The sequence below is a fragment of the Paractinoplanes polyasparticus genome, assembly GCF_019710575.1.
GTDB lineage: Bacteria > Actinomycetota > Actinomycetes > Mycobacteriales > Micromonosporaceae > Actinoplanes > Actinoplanes polyasparticus.
Genome location: NZ_JAHWFK010000025.1, coordinates 25093 through 45449 on the forward strand (window position 1 = coordinate 25093; position 20357 = coordinate 45449).

The window sequence follows — 20357 nt, forward strand, 5'->3', positions numbered from 1 at the left end:
GGCGGGGCCTTCGCGTGGGGTCAGCGGTACTGCTGGTCGACGCCGGCCACCGGGCGGCCGTCGGGCGAGAACGGGCGGCGCTCCGGCTCCTCGGTGTCGTCGGTCTCGACCGGCTCCTCGTACAGGCGAGGGTCGTCGGGAATGGCCGTCGGCGTCGGCTGCGGCTTGGGCTGCTTCTGCTGCTTGGCCGGCTTCTGCTGCTGGGCGGGCTTCTGAGGCTGGGCCGGCTGAGCGGTAGCGGGCGACGTGTCCGGCGCGGGGGTGTCGGCGGCGGGGGTGTCGGCGGCGGGCGCGGTCGCGGCGGGCATGATCGCCACGCCGCCGGCCGGCATGCCGGAGAGGTCGGGCTCGTCGGTGGCCGGAAGCGTGCGCGGCGTGTCATCGTCCGAGGGGGTCCGCGGCGACCCGTTGGCCGGCAGCAGGCCGCCCAGCCCGCCCAGCAGCGGAACTCCGCCGTCGAACATCTCGGCCTGGCGCATGGTCGGCCGCTCGTTGAAGTCGCGGACCTGGCCGCTCGGCAGCAGCCCGCTGAGCAGCGGCAGACCGCCCGAGCCGAAGATCGGCAGGCTCTGTACGGGGAGGCTCTGGAGCGGCAGCGCCGAGGTGGGGCTCCGCACGACGTCGGCGGCGGGCTCCTCGTCGTCCGGAAGGTCGCGGGCCGACTCGCCGCCCGGGACCAGGCCGCGCCGCTGCCCGCCGTTCGGCTCGCCGGACCGGCCGGGCAGCAGGGGATCGAGGTCGGGGCTGTTCTGCCCGGCCTTGAACTGTGCGACCGGGCTCCGGCCGGCCGGGGTGTCCTTCAGCGTGCTGTTCCCGAGCGGATTGTCCACATTGACCCCGTTGCTCTGACCCAGCAGGTCGGCGAGCCGCTCGTCGGCCTGCTGGGCCGCGGCGTCCACACCGGGCAGCAGGTCGGCCTGCGCGGGTGAGGCCGCGAACAGGATGATCCCGCCGGTGAGAGCCGCTCCGGCATACCACAACTTGCGCACTGTTCTCCTCCTGGAAAGAGATCCGATTCCGGAAAGCCTCGAATTCGGACTAAAGCATCGGATGGGGCAACGAGTGGCCCCGGGGGCGGGTTCCGGCTGGCTACGATCGCGAACGTGGCAACGGACGCGGCGAAGGACGGCGTACGGCGGTCTCTGGTCGCCCGGTTGAGAGATCGAACGGCCGACCCGCGTCCGCATTTCGTGGTGTGCGGATCGGACGCGCTGGTCTATACGCTGGCCGACGAGCTGGCCACCTCGGGCCGCATCCGGCTCACCGTGATCACGCCGCCCGACCTGCGGCCGGTCGTGCCCGACCTGAACGGTCTGCGCACCCGCGGGGTCAGGGTGATGACGGCCGCCCGGCTCGACGAGCGCACGTTCTCGGACGCCGGTCTGGCCGGCGCCGACGCGCTGGCCCTGGTGATGCCGGACGACATGGCAAACCTGCACGCGGCGTTGTGCGCGCGGGCCGTCGAGGGTGACCTGCGGCTCGTGATCCGCATGTTCACCACCGGTCTGGCCTCCGGGGTCCGGCGCCTGTTCACCGACTGCGCGGTGCTCTCCGACGCGTCCATGGCCGCGCCCGCGTTCGTGGCGGCCGCGATCGGTGAGGTCGCGCCGACCCATTTCCGGTACGCCGCCCGCACGCTCAACGTGGCCAAGCGGGCCGACGTGCCGCGCGACGCCGCGCTGTTCACCCTGGCCACCTCGGACGACGGCGGCCGGATGACCGTGCTACCGGCCGAGCCGCCACCGGCCGGGCAGAAGCCGACCGATCTGGTTCTGGCCGAGGCCACCGGCCGCCCGGCGGCCCAGGCCGTGACCGCACGCCGCCTGGCCCGGGCCGGTCGCCGCCGTCGCCCGTGGCTGTCGATCGGCCGGGCCCTGCGCATCGGGCTGACCCGCAAGCTGGGCATCGCCGTGCTGGTCGCACTGGCCCTGACCGCGGTCTCGGGCGCGCTGCTGACCCGCTTCACCGGGGTCACCGGATTCTGGAAGTCGATCTACATCACGTTGCTGACCATGGTCGGGTCGTCCGATGTGGAACCCGAGAACACCCCGGCCGCCCAGGCCGCCCAGCTCGTGCTGACCGTGGCCGGGGTCGCCCTGCTCCCGCTGATCACCGCGGCCGTGGTCGACGGCGTGGTCAAGACCCGCCTGGCTCTCGACCGCGGCGAGGTCCTCAAGGTCCACACCGGGCACATCGTGCTGGTCGGCCTGGGCACGGTCGGCACCCGGGTGCTGCGCCAGCTGGTCGACCTGGGCCTCGACGTGGTGGCAATCGACCGCAACCCGGCCGCGCGCGGTGTCAAGGTGGCCGCGTCGCTGGGCGTCCCGGTGATCGAGGGCGACGCGTCGCAGGAGGAGACCTTGCGCGCCGCCTCGATCGACCACTGCCAGGCCCTGGTCGTGGTGTCGACCGACGACGCGGTCAACCTGCAGGCCGCGCTGCACGCGCGGGCCGCCCGCGAGGACATCCGCGTGGTGCTGCGCCTGTTCGACGACGACTTCGCGCAGCGGGTGGAGGCGGTGTTCAACATCAACATTTCGCGCAGCGTCTCGCGGTTGTGCGCGCCCGCGTTCGCCGCCGCCATGATCGAGCGCGAGATGCTGGCGACGATTCCGGTCGAGCGGCACGCGCTGCTGGTGGCCGCGGTGCGGGTTCGGCCCGGCTCGCTGCTCGACGGTGCTCCGCTGAGCAGCGCGGACAGGGTCGAGAGCACCCGCGTGATCGGCATGACCGCGGCCGGCTCGGAATGGGTCGACCGGCAGCCCGACCCGCGCCGGGTGCTCGCCGCGGGTGACGAGATCGTGGTCGTCGCCCGCCGGGCCGGCCTGCGCGTGCTGCGCGAGCAGGCCACCGAGCCGTTAGAGCCCGGCCTCCACGACGCCGGGCAGTGAGTCCACCTCGACACCCAGCACAGCCTGCTCGTCGGGCTTCTTGGCGAGCACGTCGGTGAGGTAGGACTGCACGGCGGTGGCCATGCCGACGTCGCGCTTGGCCCGTTCGGAGAGCAGCCACTTGTGCTGGATGACCTGGGTGAAGATCTCTTGCGGTTCGAGCTTGCGGCGCAGCGAAGCCGGGACGGCCCGGACGACCGGCTCGAAGACCTCGGTCAGCCAGCGGTGGGCCGCCTGCTGCTCGTCGGTGAGCAGGCTCTCGGCGCGGTAGGTGTCGAGGTCGTTGAGCAGCTGGCGGGCCTGGTTCTCCTCGGCGTCGAGGCCGGTCAGGCGCAGCAGGCGGCGGGTGTGGTAGCCGGCGTCGACCACCTTGGGGCGGATGCGGTAGCCCTTGTCCACGGTGGACATGTCGACCTCGGCCACGTCGAAGCCGAGCTCGTTGAGCCGCCGGATGCGCCGCTCGATGTCGTGCCGGGCGTCGCGCGGCACCTCCTGCTCGTAGGTGACCTCGTGCCACAGCCGCTCGTAACGCGCCACGATGTCGTCGACCACGGCCTCGGGGTCGATCGACTCGTGCAGCAACTCGGCCGCCTCGAGGTCGAGCAGCTCGCCGAAGATGTTGAGCCGCAGGATCTCGACGTCCTCGCTGCGCTGGCCCTCGGAGAGCCGCGGGTAGAGGTTGCCGGTCTCGGCGTCGACCAGGTAGGCCGCGAAGGCGCCGGCGTCGCGCCGGAACAGCGTGTTGGACAGTGAGCAGTCGCCCCACGAGAAGCCGGTGAGGTGCATGCGCACGACCAGGGCGGCCAGCGCGTCGAGCAGGCGGTTGAGCGTCTCGGGCCGCAGCACGTGGGAGAAGAGCGCGCGGTAGGGCAGCGAGAACTGCAGGTGCCGGGTGATCAGCACGGTCTCGAGCGGCTCGCCGGCCTTGTCCAGGCGGTCGTTGACCATCCCGACGGCCTCGACGGCCGGGAAGTCGATGCGTTCCAGCGCGCGCAGGAGGTCGTACTCCTTCTCGGCGATCCGCTCGCGGGTCTCCTTCAACGCGTAGACCACGTCGTTGAGTTTCACGAACCGCACGATGTGGCGGGAGATGCCCTGGGGCAGGGCGACCAGGTGTTCGGCCGGCCACTCCTCCAGCGGGATGTCCCACGGCAGATCCAGCAAGGCTGGGTCGACGACTGCGGAAGTGATGCGCACGGAACCAGTGTGCACGCTCCCGGCGGCGCGTCGCTCCCGCAGGTGGCTCGTTACACAGGTACGAGAACGCCGGATTAGAACATATGTCCTTGTTATGACTCGAATGGCGGTTTGTCACAGTGCCCCTGAAGACCGGTCGACGTAAGGCAGGCATGGCGATCGCGGCGTGCGCCGCCCTGGTGCTGGCCGGTGCGGCCGGGACGACCGCTTGGCACGCCGCCGGGTCCGGGAAGTCGGTGGGCTCCTGGCATGAGGCGCCGGCGGCGGCTGCCGGCCAGACCCCGGTGTCGGCCGAACAGCGGGCCGGCGAGCGCTCCCAGCCGGCTACGCCCGGAGGGGCTTCGGCTGTGCCGGGTCCGTCGGCGACGCGACTCGCGCCGGAAAAGGCGACTGTCCAGCCCAGCGCCGCGGTCACCGTTCCCGAGGCGGGCAGTCCGGAGCGGCCGGTCGAGTCGGGCTCGGCGCAGGCGAACGGCCGGCAGCGGGTCGGCGAGCTGGTCAGCGTGCGCAAGCTGCTCGGCTATCTCGGGGGCAAGCCCCGGCAGGAGACCTTCCGCTACCCGGGCGCGTCCTATGTGAAGCTGCACTTCTCGCGGATGGCGCTGATGCCGGGCGACTACGTCACCGTCTCGAACGCCGACGGCACCGAGAGCTACCGGTACGACGCCCCGGCCGACCGGACCGAGCGGGGCGACCGCTGGGCGATGTCGGTCACCGGCGACACGGCCGTGCTCGAGGTGCACCGCGGCGGCGGGAACCTGCTCGGGCTGGGCGACCTGGCCGGCTCGCTCGGTGTGGACGTCGACCGGGTGGCGCGCGGGTTCAGCCGTACGGAACAGGACCGCCAGCCCGAGAAGCAGATGACCGCACCGGGCCGCACCGGCCGCGAGGAATCGGTCTGCGGCGCGGACACCTCGGCCGACGCCGCCTGTTACCGGTCGAGCGACCCGGTCGCGTACACGAAGTCGAAGGCCATCGCCCGCCTGTTGATCAACGGCACCGAGCTCTGCACCGGCTGGCGGGTCGGGGCACAGAACCGCATGCTCACCAACAACCACTGCTTCACCACCTCGGCCCAGGCCTACGACACCGAGGTCTGGTTCAACTACCAGTGCGCGAAGTGCGGCGGCTACGACGTCTACCAGCCGACCAAGGTGTGGGGGTCCAAGGTCGTCGCCACCGACCGCACGTACGACTTCACGCTGTTCACGGTCGACAAGTTCGACTCGGTGCAGAAGTTCGGCTACCTCACTCTGGACACCCGGCGGCCGGCCAGGAACCAGCAGCTCTACGTGCCGCAGCACCCCGCCGGCGAGCCCACCCGGATCGCCGGGTCGCTGGGCGAGCAGGCCGGCAACTGCGCGGTGGCCGACCCCGCCTACGACGGCTACGCGCCCGGGTCGGACGTGGCGTACTACTGCGACACCGAGGGCGGTTCCTCCGGCTCGCCGGTGATCTCGCGGGCGACCAACAGGGTGGTGGCGCTGCATCACTTCGGCGGCTGCCCCAATTCGGGCGTCCGGGGTGACCTGCTCGCCGCCAAGCTGGGCAAGCTCCTCTAACTTAGGGAGCGTGGCCGAGAAGAAGAGCTGGTGGCTGGACGTCGTCCTGGTGGCGGCGTTCGTCGCGATCACCGTGGCGCTCATGCGCGGCCACCTGCTGCGCCTGGACGAGCGGGTGGCCGACTGGTCGCTGAGCCACCAGCCGCCGGTGCCGTATTGGACCGCCCGCGTGCTCAACTATCTGGGCCAGGGCGGTCAGATTCTCATGCCGCTGTCGCTGCTGCTCAGCGGGTTGCTCGCCTGGCGTACGCGCTCGGTGCGGGCGATCCTGCCGTTCGTGGCGGCGTTCGTGCTGACCTACGTGACGATCGGGCCGCTGAAGATCTGGGCCGACCGGGCCGCTCCCCGGTTCGACGGCCCGGAGCGGGTGATCATGCACAATCCGCAGGCCGAGGGTGTGTACGCGATGAGCTACCCCTCGGGTCACCTGGGCAACTCGCTCGTCTGGTACGCCGTGCTGGCCATGCTGATCGCGGCGCTCCTGCGGCGGCCGTTGCAGCGCTGGGAGACGTACGTGATCCGGGTCGTCCCGGTGGTGATCGTCTTCTGCACGACCGTCTACACGGGTTTCCACTGGCTGACCGACTCGGTGGCCGGCCTGCTGCTCGGCGTGGTGCTGGCCCGCCTGATCGAGCGCATCCCGTTCGACCGCCTGCCGCTGCCCGCCCTGCGCGGCTGGGAGAAGCCGGCCGGTTTCATTCCAGCCAGCGACCGGAGCGCATCACCCGTTTGACGTGCAGGTCGGGGGAGAGCACCACGAGGTCGGCCCGCAGCCCGGCCTCGAGCGCGCCGATCCGGTCGCCCAGACCGAGCACCCGGGCCGGCGTGGTCGAGGCCATGGCCACCGCCTCGGCCAGCCCGATGCCCGCGGCGACGGTGTTGCGCAGCGCCTCGTCCATGGTCAGCGTGCTGCCCGCGATCGAGCCGTCGCGGACCAGCCGGGCCGCCCGGTCGGCCACGACGACCTGCTGACCGCCGAGGTCGTAGGTGCCGTCGGCCATGCCGGTGGCGTCGATGGCGTCGGTGATCAGCGCGGCCTTGTCAGGCCCGGCGGTGCGGGCCGCGAAGCGCAGCATGCCCGGGTGCAGATGGATGTTGTCGGCGATCAGCTCGCACACCACGGGCGAGGAGAGCAGGCCGACCACCGGCCCGGGCTCGCGGTGGTGGGGCGGGCGCATGCCGTTGAACAGGTGGGTGCCGACCGTCGCGCCGGCCGCGACGCCGGCCAGCGTCTGCTCGTACGTGGCATCGGTGTGCCCGACCGCGGCGGCGACGCCCCGCTCGACCAGGAACGCGATCGCCTCCAGCGCGCCCGGCAGCTCGGGGGCGATCGTGACCAGGCGAACCGAACCCAGGTCGAGCAGCTCGGTCAACTCTTTGATCGACGGGTCGCGCAGGAACTCCGGATTCTGGGCGCCGCACCGAACGCCGGAAAGGTAGGGCCCCTCGTAGTGCACGCCGCCGATCACCCCGGCCTCGGCCAGCGGGCGGTAGGCCGCGGTGGCCTCGCGCATCAGCTCGAACGGGGAGCTGACCAGGCTGGCCAGCATCGTCGTGGTGCCGTGGCCGAGGTGGAAGGCGGCCGCGCCGCGGGCCGACTCGACGTCGCCGGTGGTGAACGTGTGGCCGCCGCCGCCGTGGCAGTGCAGGTCGACGAAGCCGGGCACGACGATGTCGTCGCCCGCGCCCCCGGCCGCCTCGACCGAGAGGATTGCCGGCCCGTCGACCTCGACGTACCCCTCGACCACGGCGCCCGGCCGGACGATCCTGCCGCCGATGCGGGTCATGCGAGCTTCTCCAGGTGGTCGAGGGCGAGCAGGGCGGCGCCGATGCAGCCGGCCTCGTCGCCGAGGCCGGCCCGGACGAACTCGGGCGGGCGGTGGAAGGTGATCCGCTCGCGGAACGCCTCTTCGAGCGGGTCCAGCAGCGCGTCGCCGGCCTCGGCCAGCCCGCCGCCGATGACGAACACGCCGACGTCGTAGAGCGCCTGCCCGATGACCATGCCGTCGGCCAGCGCCTCGATCGCCTCGCGCCAGACCGTGCGGGCCAGGGCGTCGCCCTCGCCGGCCCTGGTGACCACGTCGAGCGCGGTGGCGCCCGGGACGCCGGCCAGTTCGGCGTAGCGCAGCCCGACGGCCCGGGCCGAACCGAGGGACTCCATGCAGCCCCGCTGCCCGCACGGGCAGGTCGGGCCGCCCGGGCGGACGACGATGTGGCCCAGCTCGCCGGCCGCGCCGTGCGCCCCGGAGTAGCCCACGCCGCCCACCACCAGCGCGGCCGCGATCCCGGTGCCGATCGCGACGAACAGCACGTGGCGATGGCCGCGGCCGCCGCCCAGGCGGGCCTCGGCCATGCCGCCGACCCGCACGTCGTGGCCGAGCACCGCGGGCAGGCCGAGCCGTTCCTCGATCCGGGCGCGCACCGGAACGTCGCGGAAGCCGATGTTGGACGACCAGGCCGCGATGCCGTTCTCCTCGTCGACGACGCCCGGCACGGCAACGCCGGCCGCCACCGGCTCGAGGCCGTCGGCACGGGCCTGGGCAGCCAGCCCCTGGGCGACGTCGAGAATCGTGCCGAGCACCGCCTCGGGACCCCGTTCGGCCTGGGTGGGGTGCCGCTCGGCGTGGTGGACCGTCCCGTCCGGCCGGACCAGCGCGCACTTCATGCCCGTCCCGCCCACGTCGAGGGCGACCACCACCCGGTTCACTGCAGAACTACCGAGCGGGTCAGGTTGCGCGGGTGGTCGGGGTCGAGCCCCTGGCTGGTGGCGAGCAGCACGGCCACCCGCTGGGCGACGATCAGGTCGGCCATCGGGTCGAGCGGGGCGCGGCCGCCGCACCAGCTGCCGAGGGCCGCGTAGCCGCCGTGGTGACGGCTGTGCACGAACAGGGCGCCGGTCGCCTCGACCTCGTCGGCCAGGCCGGTCGGGATGTCGCCGAACGCCCACACCGCGCGACGCGGCGCGGCGATGGCGATCGGGCCGTGCCGGTAGTCCATCGCCTGGTAGGCCTCGGCCCAGTAGCCGGCGGCCTCGCGGCACTTGAGCGCGGCCTCCTCGGCCAGGCCGACGGTCCAGCCCCGGCCCAGGAAGGTGATCTGCTCGGCCAGGGCCGGGTGCACCGGCAGCGGCAGGCGGACGGCCACCTCGGCATCGGTGGCGGCGGATTCGAGGTCCTCGCCGAGGTGCGCTCGGAGCAGCGCGAGAGTGCTGGTGGCGAAGCGGGTCTGCACGACCGACTGCTCGTCGGCGAAGTCGAGCAGCACGGTCCGGTCGGCGATCCGCGCGGCCGGCTGGGTCTCGTCGGCCGTCAGCACGGTGGTCGGCGTGCCACCCGCGAGGTCGTTGAGCAGGTCGAGGACCTCGGTGGTGGTGCCGGAGCGGGTGATCGCGACGACCCGGTCGTACCGGCGGCGGGGGAACTCGGAGGCCTGGAACGCGTCGGTCTCGCCCTGGCCGGCTTGCTCGCGCAGCGCCGCGTACGACTTGGCCATGAACCACGAGGTCCCGCAGCCGACGACGGCGACCCGCTCGCCGCGCTCCGGCAGGCCGGGGGCGTCGGCCAGCTTCGCGGCCTGCCTCCAGCACTCCGGCTGGCTGGCGATCTCCGCCTTGACGTACGTCATGGGCCACCCTTCACCCGCGTGCGCATAAGCGCTCGGTACCCAGTACTTTCGAGCGTCATTCTGCGTGGAAGCCCGGCGGGGATGCAACCATCGTCGCCGCACCGCGCAGGGCTGATCTTTGCTTCGCGGGCTTTCGCGCACTAATGTGCACACTCTTATCACGGAACGTGCAGCGGGGAGTCTGGGTGGACCGGTACGCGCGGTGGAATGCCCTGCTCGAGTTGCTCGCCGAGAGCGGCCGGGTCAGCGTCGAGGACGCGGCCGCCCGGCTCGACGTCTCGCAGGCCACCATCCGCCGTGACTTCGACCAGCTCGCCCAGCAGCAGATGATCACCAGGACGCGCGGCGGCGCGGTCGCCAACGGCGTCTCGTACGACCTGCCGCTGCGCTACAAGAGCGCCAAGCACTCGGCCGAGAAGCAGCGCATCGGCGAGGCCGCCGCCGGGCTGGTCACCCCGGGCACGGTCGTCGGGCTCAACGGCGGCACCACCGTCACCGAGGTCGCGCGCGCTCTCGCCGTACGCCCGGATCTGAACGCCGGCGGCGACGGCTCCCAGCTCACCGTGGTGACGAACGCGCTGAACATCGCGAACGAGCTGCTGGTCCGCTCGCGCATGAAGATCGTCGTGGCCGGCGGCGTGGTTCGTCCGCAGTCCTTCGAGGTGGTCGGCCCGCTCGGCGGCGCGCTGCTCAAGGAGGTCACGCTCGACATCGTGCTGCTCGGCGTGGACGCGGTCGACGTCGAGCTCGGCGCCGCCTCCCACCACGAGGGCGAGGCCGCGATGAACAGCCTGATGGTGGCCCGGGCCAAGCGGGTCGTGGTGATCGCCGACTCGTCGAAGCTGGGCGGCCACGCGTTCGCCCGGATCTGCCCGATCACCAAGATCGAGACGCTGGTGACCGACTCCGGCGCGCCGGACGACGTCGTCGCGCGCTTCCGCGAGGCCGGTGTCCACGTCGTCCGGGCGTGAATACCCGCATTAGTAGCAGCGCATATTGACGGCTCTGTCTAGAGTCTCGCCCGTGACTGCCGTATTGGAGATAGCCGGGCTGCAGAAGACGTATCGCAGCCGCAAAGGTGTGCGAAGAGCGCTCGACGGTTTCGACATGACTGTCGAGGCGGGCCAGGTGCACGGCTTCCTGGGACCCAACGGGTCGGGCAAGACCACCACGTTACGGACGCTGCTCGGACTGATCAGGCCCAACGGCGGCCGGATGGCGATCCTCGGGCGCGAGGTTCCCGCGAGCCTGCCCGAGGTGGCGGGCCAGGTCGGCGCGATCGTCGAGAGCCCGCAGTTCTTCGGCAACTTCACCGCGCAGGACACCCTCTCGCTGCTGGCCGACGCGGGCGGGGTGCGCAAGGAGCGGGTCGTCGCCGTCCTCGAGCTGGTCGGCCTGCGCGACCGCGCCAAGGACCGGGTCAAGACGTACTCGCTCGGCATGAAGCAGCGCCTGGCCGTGGCATCCGCGCTGCTCAAGGAGCCGAAGCTGCTGATTCTGGACGAGCCCGCCAACGGCCTCGACCCGGGTGGCATCCGCGAGATGCGCACACTGATGCGCAACCTGGCCGAGTCGGGCATGACCGTCGTGCTCTCCAGCCACATCCTCGGCGAGATCCAGCTGATCTGCGACTCCGTCACGATCATCTCGGCCGGGCGGCGGGTGGCCGCGGGCTCGGTGGCCGACGTGCTGAAGACCCACACCTCGTTGTCGGTGAAGGTGGCCCTCGAGCCGGGCGTCGACATGCGTAACGCGATCGAGCTGCTGCGGGCCAACGGCGCCCAGGTGACCGTCGAGCACGACCACTTCACGGTCGGCAACGCCGGCAACCCGGCCCAGATCACCCGGATCCTCGCCGAGCGGGAGATCTACGTGAGCGAGCTGACGCCGATGTCGGCCGACCTCGAGAGCGTCTTCCTCGAGCTCACCGGCACGGCGCCGGTAGAGGGCCAGAACCGCCAGGTCGACCAGTCGGCGGCAGCGCCCGCGCCGGCGAGCGGAGGGTGGGGACAGTGAGCCTCTACAGTGCCGAGACGCGGCGGCTGACCAAGCGCCGCTTCACCAAGCTCTTCCTGCTGGGCGTGACGTTGATCCTGGCCGCGGTCGCGGCCGGCATGTTCTTCACCAACGAAAAGGCCGGCCCCGCGCAGATCGCGTCGGCCCAGGCCCAGGCCCAGCAGGACTACCAGCGCTCGCTCGAGCAGTTCCAGCGGGACCAGGCCGCCTGTCAGGCCGCCCAGGGCACGGCCCAGGCGAGCAACTGGCCGCCGGGCTGCGAGGGCATGATCGAGCCGACCGCCGAGGACTTCCAGGCACAGTGGTACATGCCGCCCACGTTCGACTTCCGCGAGAGCTTCCCGGACATGGTCACCACGCTGGCGGCGCTGCTGGCCATGGTCGCGTTCATCGTGGGCGCGTCGTTCGTGGGCGCCGAGTGGAGCAGCGGCGGCATGATGAACCTGCTGCTCTGGCGGCCTCAGCGGCTGCGCGTGCTGGGCACCAAGCTGGCGGCGCTGCTGGTCTTCTTCACCGCGCTGACGGTGGTGTTCTCGGCGGTCTGGACCGGGCTGTTCTATCTGATCGCCCAGGCCCGCGGCTCGTCCGAGAGCATGACCTCGGGCGCCTGGCAGTCGATCGCGCTGATGGAACTGCGCGGTCTGGCCCTGGTGATCGTGGCCGGGGCGGTCGGCTTCGGCCTGGCCTCGCTGGGCCGGCACACCGCGATGGCGCTGGGCGTGACGATCGGCGCGGTGATCGTCTTCCAGTTCGGACTCGGGACCGTGCTCTCGCTGGCCAGCGTCAAGTTCGCCGAGGCCTACCTGATCCCGGTCTGGATGATCGCGTGGATGGACAAGGAGGTGAAGATCGAGGACTACAACTCCTGCGACTTCTCCTCGGCCAGCGGGTGTGTGCCGGATTCGCTGACGCTGACCTGGCCGATGGCGGGCGGTGTCCTGGCCGCTGTCTTCGTGGTCATCGTGGTGGCGTCCATGTGGACTATGCGTAGCCGGGACGTCACTTGAGGTAACGTCGGGCGGGGCATGCGGGCGGGGGTCGTCAGACTTATGCTGACGGTCCCCGCTTCGTACATCTGTGCTCGTCCTTCTTCTGTGGAGCCGTCATGCAGCCCGCCGCTGACCCGTCCGAAGAGCAGCAGCACATCCCGGCTCCGCGGGCCGAGCCGCTCGCTGAGCCTTCTGCTGCGGCGGAGCCCGCAGCGAAGGCGCCTGCGCTGAGCGAGCGTGAGCAGCAGATCCTCGCCTTCGAGGCCCGCTGGTGGAAGCACGCCGGCTCGAAGGAACAGGCCATCCGCGACACGTTCAGCCTCGGCTCCACGCGTTACTACCAGCTGCTCAACGCTCTGCTCGACAACCCGGCCGCGCTCGAGCACGACCCGGTTCTCGTCGGCCGGCTGCGGCGCCTCCGCTCCAGCAAAGCAAGGACCCGCCGCCGCTAAGCCTGGTGCGTTTCCGCGTACGCGGCGAGCCAGGCCACCTGGCCGGGGTCGAGTGACGCCCGTACGCGCCTGCGGGCCGTGGCCACGTTGGCCGCGGTGACCGTCGTGGCCTCGAGCGACTCGCGCATCGCCGACAGGGCCGACTCCCGGATGAGCGCCGCGCAGTCGGCCGCCGAGAAGCCCTCCAGCTCGGCCCCCAGCTCGGCCAGGTCGACCTCCTCGTCCAGCGGCACCGACTTGGCCGTCGCCTTGAGGATCTCGGTCCGCGCCTCGGCGTCCGGCGGTGGCACGTAGACCAGCCGCTCCAGCCGGCCGGGCCGCAGCAGGGCCGGGTCGATCAGGTCGGGCCGGTTCGTCGCGCCGATCACCACCACGTTGCGCAGGTCTTCCACGCCGTCGAGCTCGGTGAGCAGCGCGGCCACCACCCGGTCGGTGGTGCCGCCGTCGTTGGCCTGCCCGCGGGTGGGTGCCAGCGCGTCGACCTCGTCCAGGAAGACCAGCGTGGGAGCGGCCTCGCGGGCCCGGCGGAACAGCTCGCGGACCGCGCGTTCGCTGTCGCCGACCCACTTGCTCAGCAGCTCGGCTCCCTTGACCGAGAGCACGTTGGCCTTGCCGGTGCCGGCGATCGCCTTGACCAGGTAGGTCTTGCCGCAGCCGGGCGGCCCGTAGAGCAGCACCCCGCGGGGCGGCGAGACGCCGAGCCGGGCGAACGTGTCGGGGTAGGTCAGCGGCCACAGCACCGACTCGGTCAGCGTCTGCTTGACCTCGACCATGTCGCCGACGTCGTCCAGGGTCACCGCGGCCACCTCGAGCGTCGAGTCGGCCATCGAGGTCGGCCGCACGACGTCGAGCGCGCCCTCGAAGTCGGCCATGGTGACCTGCGCGGGGTCTGGGGACTCGGTGTCGGACTCGCCGTCCTTGTTCTTGTCGGTCTGCCGCAGGGCGGCGCGGACGCCGGCCTCGCGGGCCAGCGCGCCGAGGTCGGCCGCGACGAATCCCGGAGTGCGCCCGGCGATGTCGTCCAGGCGCACGTCCTCGGCCAGCGGCATGCCACGGGTCAGCACACGCAACTGCTCCAGCCGCATGGCCGAGTCCGGCAGCGGCACGGCGAGCTGCAGAGCCAGCAGGTCGGGCGAGCGCAACGAGGTGTCGACCGACTCGGGCCGGCTGGTCGTGGCGACCACCGCCACCCCGGCCCGCAGCGTTTCCTCGAGCACCTGGCGGAAGACGATGGAGATCGGGCCGGGTTCGTCGCGGGGCGCGATGGAATCCACGTCCGAGAAGAGCAGCACGGTGGCGCCGCCCGCGCGGGCCTCGCGGGCCAGTTCATGCAGACGGCCGGCGGCCGCGGTGTTGGTCAGCGCGGCCAGTCCGGGCGCCCAGACCTGGACCACGCGCGCCTTGACCTGGGTGGCGACGGCCCGGACGAGCGCCGACTTGCCCGAGCCGGCCGGGCCCGAGACGAGCACGCCGAGCGAGATCTTGGTGCCCAGGCGGGCCAGCACCTCGCCGTGGTTGAAGCCCAGATCGAGCAGCTCCTCCAGTTCCTTGGCCTGTGAGCGCAGGCCGGGCAGGTCGTCGATGCTGAGCGGCGGCACCTCGGGATCGGTGGTGGCCGGCTCCTGCGGGCGGGCGGCCGGGCCGGGCACCGGGGTGGAGACGGGACCGTCCTGCCAGGCGACCACGGTGCCCATGGTGATGACGGCCGCGTCGGAGTCGGTCACCTCGGCCACGGTGAGCAGGGCGACGTTCCACTGATAGCCCAGCCGGTTGCGCAGCCGCCGGCCGATGTCGGGCATCTGGGGGCGGTCGCCGAGCGGCAGCACGTCCTGCGGGCGCAGCGACACCCGGTCGCCCGTGCTGACCACCTTGCCGAGCAGGGCGAGCCGCAGGATCTCGGGCGAGACCAACGCGACCACGTCGGCCTCGCCGGCCAGCGTCACCCGGCGGGCCGCCACCGCTGGCTGCCGGGCGATCGTGACCTGGCCGCCCTCGCGCAGCCCGAGGTTGCCGAGCGTGAGGTCGTCGGCGTAGAGGAACTCGCGGCTGGCGCCGGCTTCGGCCTTGGCCGCTAGCGCCGCCGTCGTGGTGACACCCCGAAGGCGTACGGGATCACCCGCGTTGATCTCCAACGCGGTCATCACCTCGGGGTGCAGCCGCACGATCCCGCGACGGTCGTCGAGCCCGGCCGGCCGCAGGGTCGCGGTCAGCTTCAGTTCCTCATCCACGCGTGCAGGCCCCTGTCGGTCGAGCGTCTGATCCCGATGGTCCACGTTATCGCCCGGCCGCAGCATCGCCCGCCCGCTTGCTGAGAGGTTTCACAGGCACTGCTCAGACCGCTCAGGCTAGCTTTCATGCATGTCTTGGACGAGCCGGCTGCGCCGCGCCCTGCCCCGGCCGACCCGCAGGCGCATCATCGCCGGTTCGGCCACTCTCGTGCTCGTCGCCGGGCTGGTCGGCTGGGCGGTGTGGCCCGAGCGGGACGGGTGGACCACGCAGGACGAGATGATCACCGTGGTCAGCGGGCCCGAGCGCAACGAGAACGTGGCCCTCGACGCCCGGCTCTACCTGCCCCGCGACCGCGACGGCAAGGTGCCCGCGGTGCTGCTGGCGCACGGCTTCGGCGGCACCAAGGAGTCGGTCAGCAGCGACGCCGAGTCGCTGGCCGAGCGCGGCTACGCGGTGCTGACCTACACCGCCCAGGGTTTCGGGCGCAGCGGCGGCCAGATCCACCTGAACAGCCCGGACTACGAGGTGCGGGACGCTCAGGGCCTGCTCGACTGGCTCGCGGCCCGGCCCGAGATCCGGACCGACGCGGCCGGCGACCCACGGGTGGGCGTGGTCGGCGGGTCGTACGGCGGGGCGCTGGCCCTGATGCTGGCCGGTCAGGATCCGCGGGTCGACGCGATCGTCCCCTCGATCACCTGGAACGACCTGACCAACGTCTTCCTGCCGCAGTCGGCCGACACGTCGGCCACCGGCGTCTTCAAGAAGGGCTGGGCCGGCGTCTTCTTCGGCAACGGCGGCACGGTGCCGGCCGACGGGGCCGCCGCACCACCGCCGACCGGCATCACCATCGACCCGGCCTGCGGGCGGTTCGCCGCCGATGTGTGCAAGGCCTACCTCGACGTGGCCACCACCGGCAGCCCCGAGGCGTCGACGCTCGACCTGCTGCGCCGGTCGAGCCCGGCCGGCACGGTGGGACAGATCAAGGCGCCCACGCTGCTCGTGCAGGGCGCGGTCGACACGCTCTTCCCGCTCAGCGAGGCCGACGCCAACGCCCGTTCGATCGCGGCCACCGGCACGCCGGTGCGGGTCGCCTGGTTCACCGGCGGGCACGACGGCGGGGCCGGGCCGCAGAGCGACCAGGACAGGGTGAAGTTCCTGACCGTGCAGTGGCTCGACCACTACGTGAAGGGCGAGGGCGACGCGCCGTCCGACAGCTTCACCTACTCGCGGGTGGCCGGCTTCAGCGCGCTCGACCGGGATCTCGTCACGAACGGCTACTCGACCGACGCGTACCCGGGACTGGCCGGAACCGGCCGGACCGAGCTCGAGCTCGAGGGCCCGGCGCAGCCGATCGCCAACCCGCCCAACGGCAACCCCGGCGCCATCTCGTCGCTGCCCGGCACCGGCGGACGGCTGAGTCAGCTGCTCTCCGGTGTCGCGGCCGACATCCCGGGCCAGTTCGCGACGTTCGAGACCCGGCCCGTGGGCTCGGCGATCGACGTGGTCGGGGCGCCCGCCGTCCGGCTTCGGGCCGCCTCGCCGACCGGTGAGGCCACACTGTTCGTCAAGCTCTACGACGTCGACGAGTCCGGCACGCCGACGCTGAGCGCGGGGCTGGTCGCCCCGGTGCGGCTCACCGAGCTGCCCACCTCGGTCGAGCAGGCGCAGGAGCGCACGATCCGGCTGCCGGCCATCGTGCGGCGGATCGAGGCCGGTCACACCGTACGGGTCGTGGTGGCCACGACCGACCAGGCCTTCCTGTCGCCGGTGCAGCCGGCGACGTACACGGTGCAGGTCGCCTCCGCCCTCGAACTGCCGACCGCTGTGGGCACGCCGATCGCCAACCCGCAAACCATCTGGCGCTACGTGCTGGCCGGCCTCCTCGGGGCGATCGTGCTCGGTCTGGCCGTGCTGCTGCTCGTGCGGCGCCGGCGCGCCCGCGGGCAGCACGAGCCGACCCTGCCCGAGTTCGCACAGACGCCGCTCGTGGTCCGCAAGCTGCGCAAGGCGTACGGGGACGGGTTCGTCGCCGTCGAGGAGATCAGCTTCACGGTCGAGCGCGGCCAGGTGGTCGGGCTGCTCGGGCCGAACGGCGCCGGCAAGACCACGACGCTGCGGGTGCTGATGGGCCTGACCATGCCGACCGCGGGCGACGCGCTGGTGTTCGGCCACCGGCTGGAGCCCGGCTCCCCGGTGCTGTCGCGGGTCGGGGCGCTCGTCGAGGGGCCCGGCTTCCTGCCGCACCTGACCGGGCTGGAAAACCTGCACGCGTACTGGAAGGCGACCGGCCGGCCGTGGGCGGACGCCCGCTTCGACGAGGCGCTGGAGATCGCCGGGCTGGGCGACTCGATCCACCGGCGTACCAAGAAATACAGCCACGGCATGCGCCAGCGGCTCGCCATCGCCCAGGCCATGCTCGGCCTGCCCGAGCTGCTGGTGCTCGACGAGCCGACCGACGGGCTCGACCCGCCGCAGATCGCCGAGATGCGCCGGGTGCTCAAGCGGTACGCCACCGACGGCCGGGCGGTCCTGGTCTCCAGCCACCTGCTGGCCGAGGTGGAACAGACCTGTACGCATGCTGTCGTGGTCAACAAGGGCCGGATCGTGGCCTCCGGCCCGGTCGAGGAAATCGTCGGCGAATCCCCGTCGGTGCAGCTGGAGGTGTCCGACGTGCCGGCCGCCGAGCGGGTGCTCGACGAGCTGGGCGTGCGCTCGGTGCTGCCCGACGGGCCGTCGGGACTGATCGTCGACATGAACGGCACGCCCCGCTCCGAGGTGGTGGCGTCGCTGGTCCGGGCGGGGGTCGCCGTCGACCGGGTGGTGCCGCGGCGAAGGCTCGAGGACGCCTTCCTCGCGCTGGTGGGGGACAACTCGCGGGGGAGTGGGGACCGATGAGCGTCGCTACGGAGTCGGGCGCGACCGGATATCGGCCGTCACGCACCATGCCGATCTGGGCCGAGGTGCGCCGCCAGGCGTCGCGCCGGCGCACCCAGCTCGCCCTGGGCTTCATGGCGGTGCTGCCGCTGATCGTCCTGGCCGCCTTCGAGTTCGGCGGCGGCGAGGACGAGGAGAGCGGTGGCGCCTTCGACAGCCTGGTCGGCCTGGCCACCTCGGGCGGGCTCAACTTCGCGCTGTTCTGTCTGGCCGTCTCGGCCGGCTTCCTGCTGGTCGTGGTGGTCGCGCTGTTCTGCGGCGACACGGTGGCCAGCGAGGCCAGCTGGGGCAGCCTGCGCTACCTGTTGGCGGTGCCGGTGCCGCGGGCCCGGCTGCTCGCGGTGAAGCTGATCGTCGCGCTGGCCTACTCGGCGGTCGCCCTGCTCGTGCTGACCGGTGTCGCGCTGATCGCCGGCACCCTGCGCTACGGCTGGAACCCGCTGGGCAGCACGGTGGCGGCCGAGATCGCGCCCGGGCCGGGCCTGCTGCGGCTGCTGGCGATCGTCGGCTTCCTGGCGATCTCGATGCTGGTCGTGGCCGGGCTCTCGTTCCTGCTCGGGGTGCTGACCGACGCGCCGCTGGGTGCGGTGGGCGGCGCGGTGATGATCTGGATCCTGTCCAGCATCCTCGACCAGATCACCGCGCTGGGGACCGTCCGCTACCTCCTGCCGACCCACTTCAGTGATGCCTGGATGGGTCTGCTCTCCACCCCGGCGCAGGTGGACGACCTGGTCAAGGGGGCGATCAGCGCGATCGCCTACGCGACCTTGTGCTGGGGCGTGGCGTTCTGGCGCTTCACCCGCAAGGACGTCACCTCGTAGGCGCGGGTCTTGCTCACACCTCGGGATCCCCTGCTTTATTGCGGGGGATCTCGACGTAAGGTGTTGGAAACACAACTGAATACCTCATCCAGAGGGGCAGAGGGAACGGCCCTGTGAAGCCCCGGCAACCACCACGCATGTCTCGACGGAGAGGCCGCGCGTGGCAGGTGCTAATTCCGTCCCCGGTCCGGCAGATCGCCGCGGGGAAAGATGAGAGGGAAGGCCTCTAAAATGACGTCTGCCGTCAGCGCACCCGCTTCTGTCTCCGCCTCGCCCGCCACCGGGCTGGTCTGTCGCGCCTGCGGCGCCGAATACCCGCTGATCGCCCAGCACGCCTGTTACGAGTGTTTCGGCCCGCTCGAGGTGGCTTACGACCAGGCCGCCCTCGCGCGGGTCACCCGTGAGCAGATCGAGGCCGGTCCGCAGAACATCTGGCGCTACGCCGGCCTGCTGCCGGCCGGTCAGGACCCGGCCACCCGCGTCACCCTCGACCCCGGCCTGACCCCGCTCGTCAGCGCGCCCGCTCTGGCCGCCGCCGTCGGGCTGCGGGCCCCGCTGTGGGTCAAGGACGACTCGGCCAACCCGACCCACTCGTTCAAGGACCGGGTGGTCTCGGTGGCGCTGACCGCCGCCCGCGGCCTCGGCTTCACCCGGTTCGCCTGCGCCTCCACCGGCAACCTGGCCAACTCGGTGGCCGCCCACGCGGCCCGGGCCGGCGTTCCCAGCATCGTCTTCATCCCGTCCGACCTGGAGCAGGGCAAGATCATCACGACCGCGGTGTACGGCGGTGACCTGGTCGCCATCGAGGGCTCCTACGACGACGTCAACCGGCTCTGCGGCGAGCTGGTCGAGACCGACGAGTTCGAGGACACCGCGTTCGTCAACGTGAACGTCCGGCCCTTCTACGCCGAGGGCTCCAAGACCCTCGGCTACGAGGTGGCCGAGCAGCTCGGCTGGCGCATCCCGGCCCAGGTGGTCATCCCGATGGCCTCGGGTGAGCTGCTCACCAAGGTCGACAAGGCGTTCTCCGAGCTGGTCGAGGCGGGCCTGGTCGAGGCGCCCGAGGGCGGCTGGAAGGTGTTCGGCGCGCAGTCGGCCGGGTGCAACCCGATCGCGACCGCGCTGCAGGCCGGCACGGACGAGATCGTGCCGGTCAAGCCGACCGGCATCGCGAAGTCGCTCAACATCGGCGACCCGGCGGCGGGGGCGTACGCGATCGAGGCGGTCCGGCGCACCGGCGGCTGGATGGACTTCGCCGACGACGACGAGATCCGGGCCGGCATCCGGCTGCTCGCCGAGACCACCGGCGTCTTCGCCGAGACCGCGGGCGGCACGACCGTGGCGGTGCTCAAGAAGCTGGTCGAGAGCGGCAAGCTCGATCCCGAGAAGGAGACGGTCGTCTACAACACCGGTGAGGGCCTCAAGACCATCGACGCGGTCGCCGAGCAGGTCGGGCCCACGCATCGGATCAAGCCGTCGCTGCGCGGCGCGCGCGAGGCGGGCCTGCTGGGATGACGCTGCGTAGTCGGCGTTCCGCCAGGAAGTGAGAATTCCATCGCCAGAGGGCTTGCGCCGGCATCTCCGGATCGGCAGGATGCTCTCTGCGGGAGGGCGTGACGCCGTACGTGGCCCCTCACCTTCG

At 72.0% G+C, this 20357-nt stretch carries 16 protein-coding genes and 1 riboswitch; of the genes, 10 read left to right on the plus strand and 6 right to left on the minus strand.

All coding sequences use genetic code 11. The features are described from left to right. Positions 1–20: 20 nt before the first annotated feature. Positions 21–989: a hypothetical protein gene (locus tag KXC43_RS24020; protein ID WP_221378391.1), complete on the minus strand. Its 969-nt coding sequence runs from the start codon at positions 987–989 to the stop codon at positions 21–23. 114 nt (positions 990–1103) lie between these two features. On the opposite strand from KXC43_RS24020, the gene KXC43_RS24025 reads away from it, so the two are divergent. Next, complete coding sequence (locus KXC43_RS24025; RefSeq protein WP_308129225.1) at positions 1104–2891, plus strand: potassium channel family protein; 1788 nt, start codon at positions 1104–1106, stop codon at positions 2889–2891. Here KXC43_RS24025 and KXC43_RS24030 read toward each other — a convergent pair. After that, positions 2859–4088, minus strand: coding sequence for a DUF4032 domain-containing protein (locus KXC43_RS24030; protein ID WP_221378392.1), 1230 nt, complete (start codon positions 4086–4088; stop codon positions 2859–2861). The genes KXC43_RS24025 and KXC43_RS24030 overlap by 33 nt on opposite strands. Before the next feature lie 152 nt (positions 4089–4240). On the opposite strand from KXC43_RS24030, the gene KXC43_RS24035 reads away from it, so the two are divergent. Then, positions 4241–5650: a trypsin-like serine peptidase gene (locus KXC43_RS24035; RefSeq protein ID WP_221378393.1), complete on the plus strand. Its 1410-nt coding sequence runs from the start codon at positions 4241–4243 to the stop codon at positions 5648–5650. A 10-nt stretch (positions 5651–5660) separates the two neighbouring features. Next, positions 5661–6383: a phosphatase PAP2 family protein gene (locus tag KXC43_RS24040; RefSeq protein WP_308129226.1), complete on the plus strand. Its 723-nt coding sequence runs from the start codon at positions 5661–5663 to the stop codon at positions 6381–6383. On the opposite strand, the gene nagA is transcribed toward KXC43_RS24040, so the two are convergent. Genes nagA through KXC43_RS24055 form a run of 3 tightly spaced genes read right to left on the minus strand, consistent with a single transcriptional unit; the run spans position 6346 to position 9274 of the window. Next, a complete protein-coding gene (gene nagA, locus KXC43_RS24045) occupies positions 6346–7437 on the minus strand; it encodes an N-acetylglucosamine-6-phosphate deacetylase (RefSeq protein WP_221378394.1) in 1092 nt (363 codons plus the stop codon). The two genes, KXC43_RS24040 and nagA, sit on opposite strands and share 38 nt — an antisense overlap. After that, positions 7434–8357: an ROK family protein gene (locus KXC43_RS24050; RefSeq protein ID WP_221378395.1), complete on the minus strand. Its 924-nt coding sequence runs from the start codon at positions 8355–8357 to the stop codon at positions 7434–7436. Before KXC43_RS24050 ends, nagA begins: the two co-directional genes overlap by 4 nt. Continuing rightward, a complete protein-coding gene (locus tag KXC43_RS24055; protein ID WP_221378396.1) occupies positions 8354–9274 on the minus strand; it encodes an SIS domain-containing protein in 921 nt (306 codons plus the stop codon). The genes KXC43_RS24050 and KXC43_RS24055 overlap by 4 nt, the downstream gene beginning before the upstream one ends. A gap of 185 nt (positions 9275–9459) precedes the next feature. Between KXC43_RS24055 and KXC43_RS24060 the strand changes: the two genes are divergently transcribed. The 4 genes from KXC43_RS24060 to KXC43_RS24075 all read left to right on the plus strand — a co-directional run bounded on the left by KXC43_RS24060 (position 9460) and on the right by KXC43_RS24075 (position 12731). Then, positions 9460–10245, plus strand: coding sequence for a DeoR/GlpR family DNA-binding transcription regulator (locus KXC43_RS24060; RefSeq protein WP_221378397.1), 786 nt, complete (start codon positions 9460–9462; stop codon positions 10243–10245). A gap of 52 nt (positions 10246–10297) precedes the next feature. After that, complete coding sequence (locus KXC43_RS24065) at positions 10298–11290, plus strand: ATP-binding cassette domain-containing protein (RefSeq protein ID WP_221378398.1); 993 nt, start codon at positions 10298–10300, stop codon at positions 11288–11290. After that, the gene (locus KXC43_RS24070) at positions 11287–12297 is read left to right on the plus strand and encodes an ABC transporter permease subunit (RefSeq protein WP_221378399.1); all 1011 of its coding nucleotides are present in this window, start codon (positions 11287–11289) and stop codon (positions 12295–12297) included. Before KXC43_RS24065 ends, KXC43_RS24070 begins: the two co-directional genes overlap by 4 nt. Before the next feature lie 98 nt (positions 12298–12395). Further along, complete coding sequence (locus tag KXC43_RS24075; RefSeq protein WP_221378400.1) at positions 12396–12731, plus strand: DUF3263 domain-containing protein; 336 nt, start codon at positions 12396–12398, stop codon at positions 12729–12731. Here the strand turns inward: KXC43_RS24075 and KXC43_RS24080 are convergent. Beyond that, the gene (locus KXC43_RS24080; RefSeq protein ID WP_308129227.1) at positions 12728–14959 is read right to left on the minus strand and encodes an AAA family ATPase; all 2232 of its coding nucleotides are present in this window, start codon (positions 14957–14959) and stop codon (positions 12728–12730) included. The genes KXC43_RS24075 and KXC43_RS24080 overlap by 4 nt on opposite strands. A gap of 130 nt (positions 14960–15089) precedes the next feature. Here KXC43_RS24080 and KXC43_RS24085 point away from each other — a divergent pair, with 130 nt between their 5' ends. The 3 genes from KXC43_RS24085 to thrC all read left to right on the plus strand — a co-directional run bounded on the left by KXC43_RS24085 (position 15090) and on the right by thrC (position 20230). Then, positions 15090–17855: an alpha/beta fold hydrolase gene (locus tag KXC43_RS24085; protein WP_221378402.1), complete on the plus strand. Its 2766-nt coding sequence runs from the start codon at positions 15090–15092 to the stop codon at positions 17853–17855. Further along, positions 17852–18715 (plus strand): ABC transporter permease, encoded by an 864-nt coding sequence (locus KXC43_RS24090; protein ID WP_221378403.1) that lies wholly within the window; start codon positions 17852–17854, stop codon positions 18713–18715. The genes KXC43_RS24085 and KXC43_RS24090 overlap by 4 nt, the downstream gene beginning before the upstream one ends. A gap of 81 nt (positions 18716–18796) precedes the next feature. After that, a riboswitch (SAM riboswitch) is annotated at positions 18797–18932 on the plus strand. 14 nt (positions 18933–18946) lie between these two features. After that, a complete protein-coding gene (thrC, locus tag KXC43_RS24095; protein WP_221378404.1) occupies positions 18947–20230 on the plus strand; it encodes a threonine synthase in 1284 nt (427 codons plus the stop codon). Positions 20231–20357: the final 127 nt, after the last annotated feature.

Bases quoted from the DNA above. Each gene is read 5' to 3' on its own strand.
- thrC (WP_221378404.1), top strand. From the start codon at position 18,947: ATGACGTCTGCCGTCAGCGCACCCGCTTCTGTCTCCGCCTCGCCCGCC.
- nagA (WP_221378394.1), bottom strand. From the start codon at position 7,437: ATGACCCGCATCGGCGGCAGGATCGTCCGGCCGGGCGCCGTGGTCGAG.
- KXC43_RS24035 (WP_221378393.1), top strand. From the start codon at position 4,241: ATGGCGATCGCGGCGTGCGCCGCCCTGGTGCTGGCCGGTGCGGCCGGG.
- KXC43_RS24085 (WP_221378402.1), top strand. From the start codon at position 15,090: ATGTCTTGGACGAGCCGGCTGCGCCGCGCCCTGCCCCGGCCGACCCGC.
- KXC43_RS24090 (WP_221378403.1), top strand. From the start codon at position 17,852: ATGAGCGTCGCTACGGAGTCGGGCGCGACCGGATATCGGCCGTCACGC.
- KXC43_RS24055 (WP_221378396.1), bottom strand. From the start codon at position 9,274: ATGACGTACGTCAAGGCGGAGATCGCCAGCCAGCCGGAGTGCTGGAGG.
- KXC43_RS24075 (WP_221378400.1), top strand. From the start codon at position 12,396: ATGCAGCCCGCCGCTGACCCGTCCGAAGAGCAGCAGCACATCCCGGCT.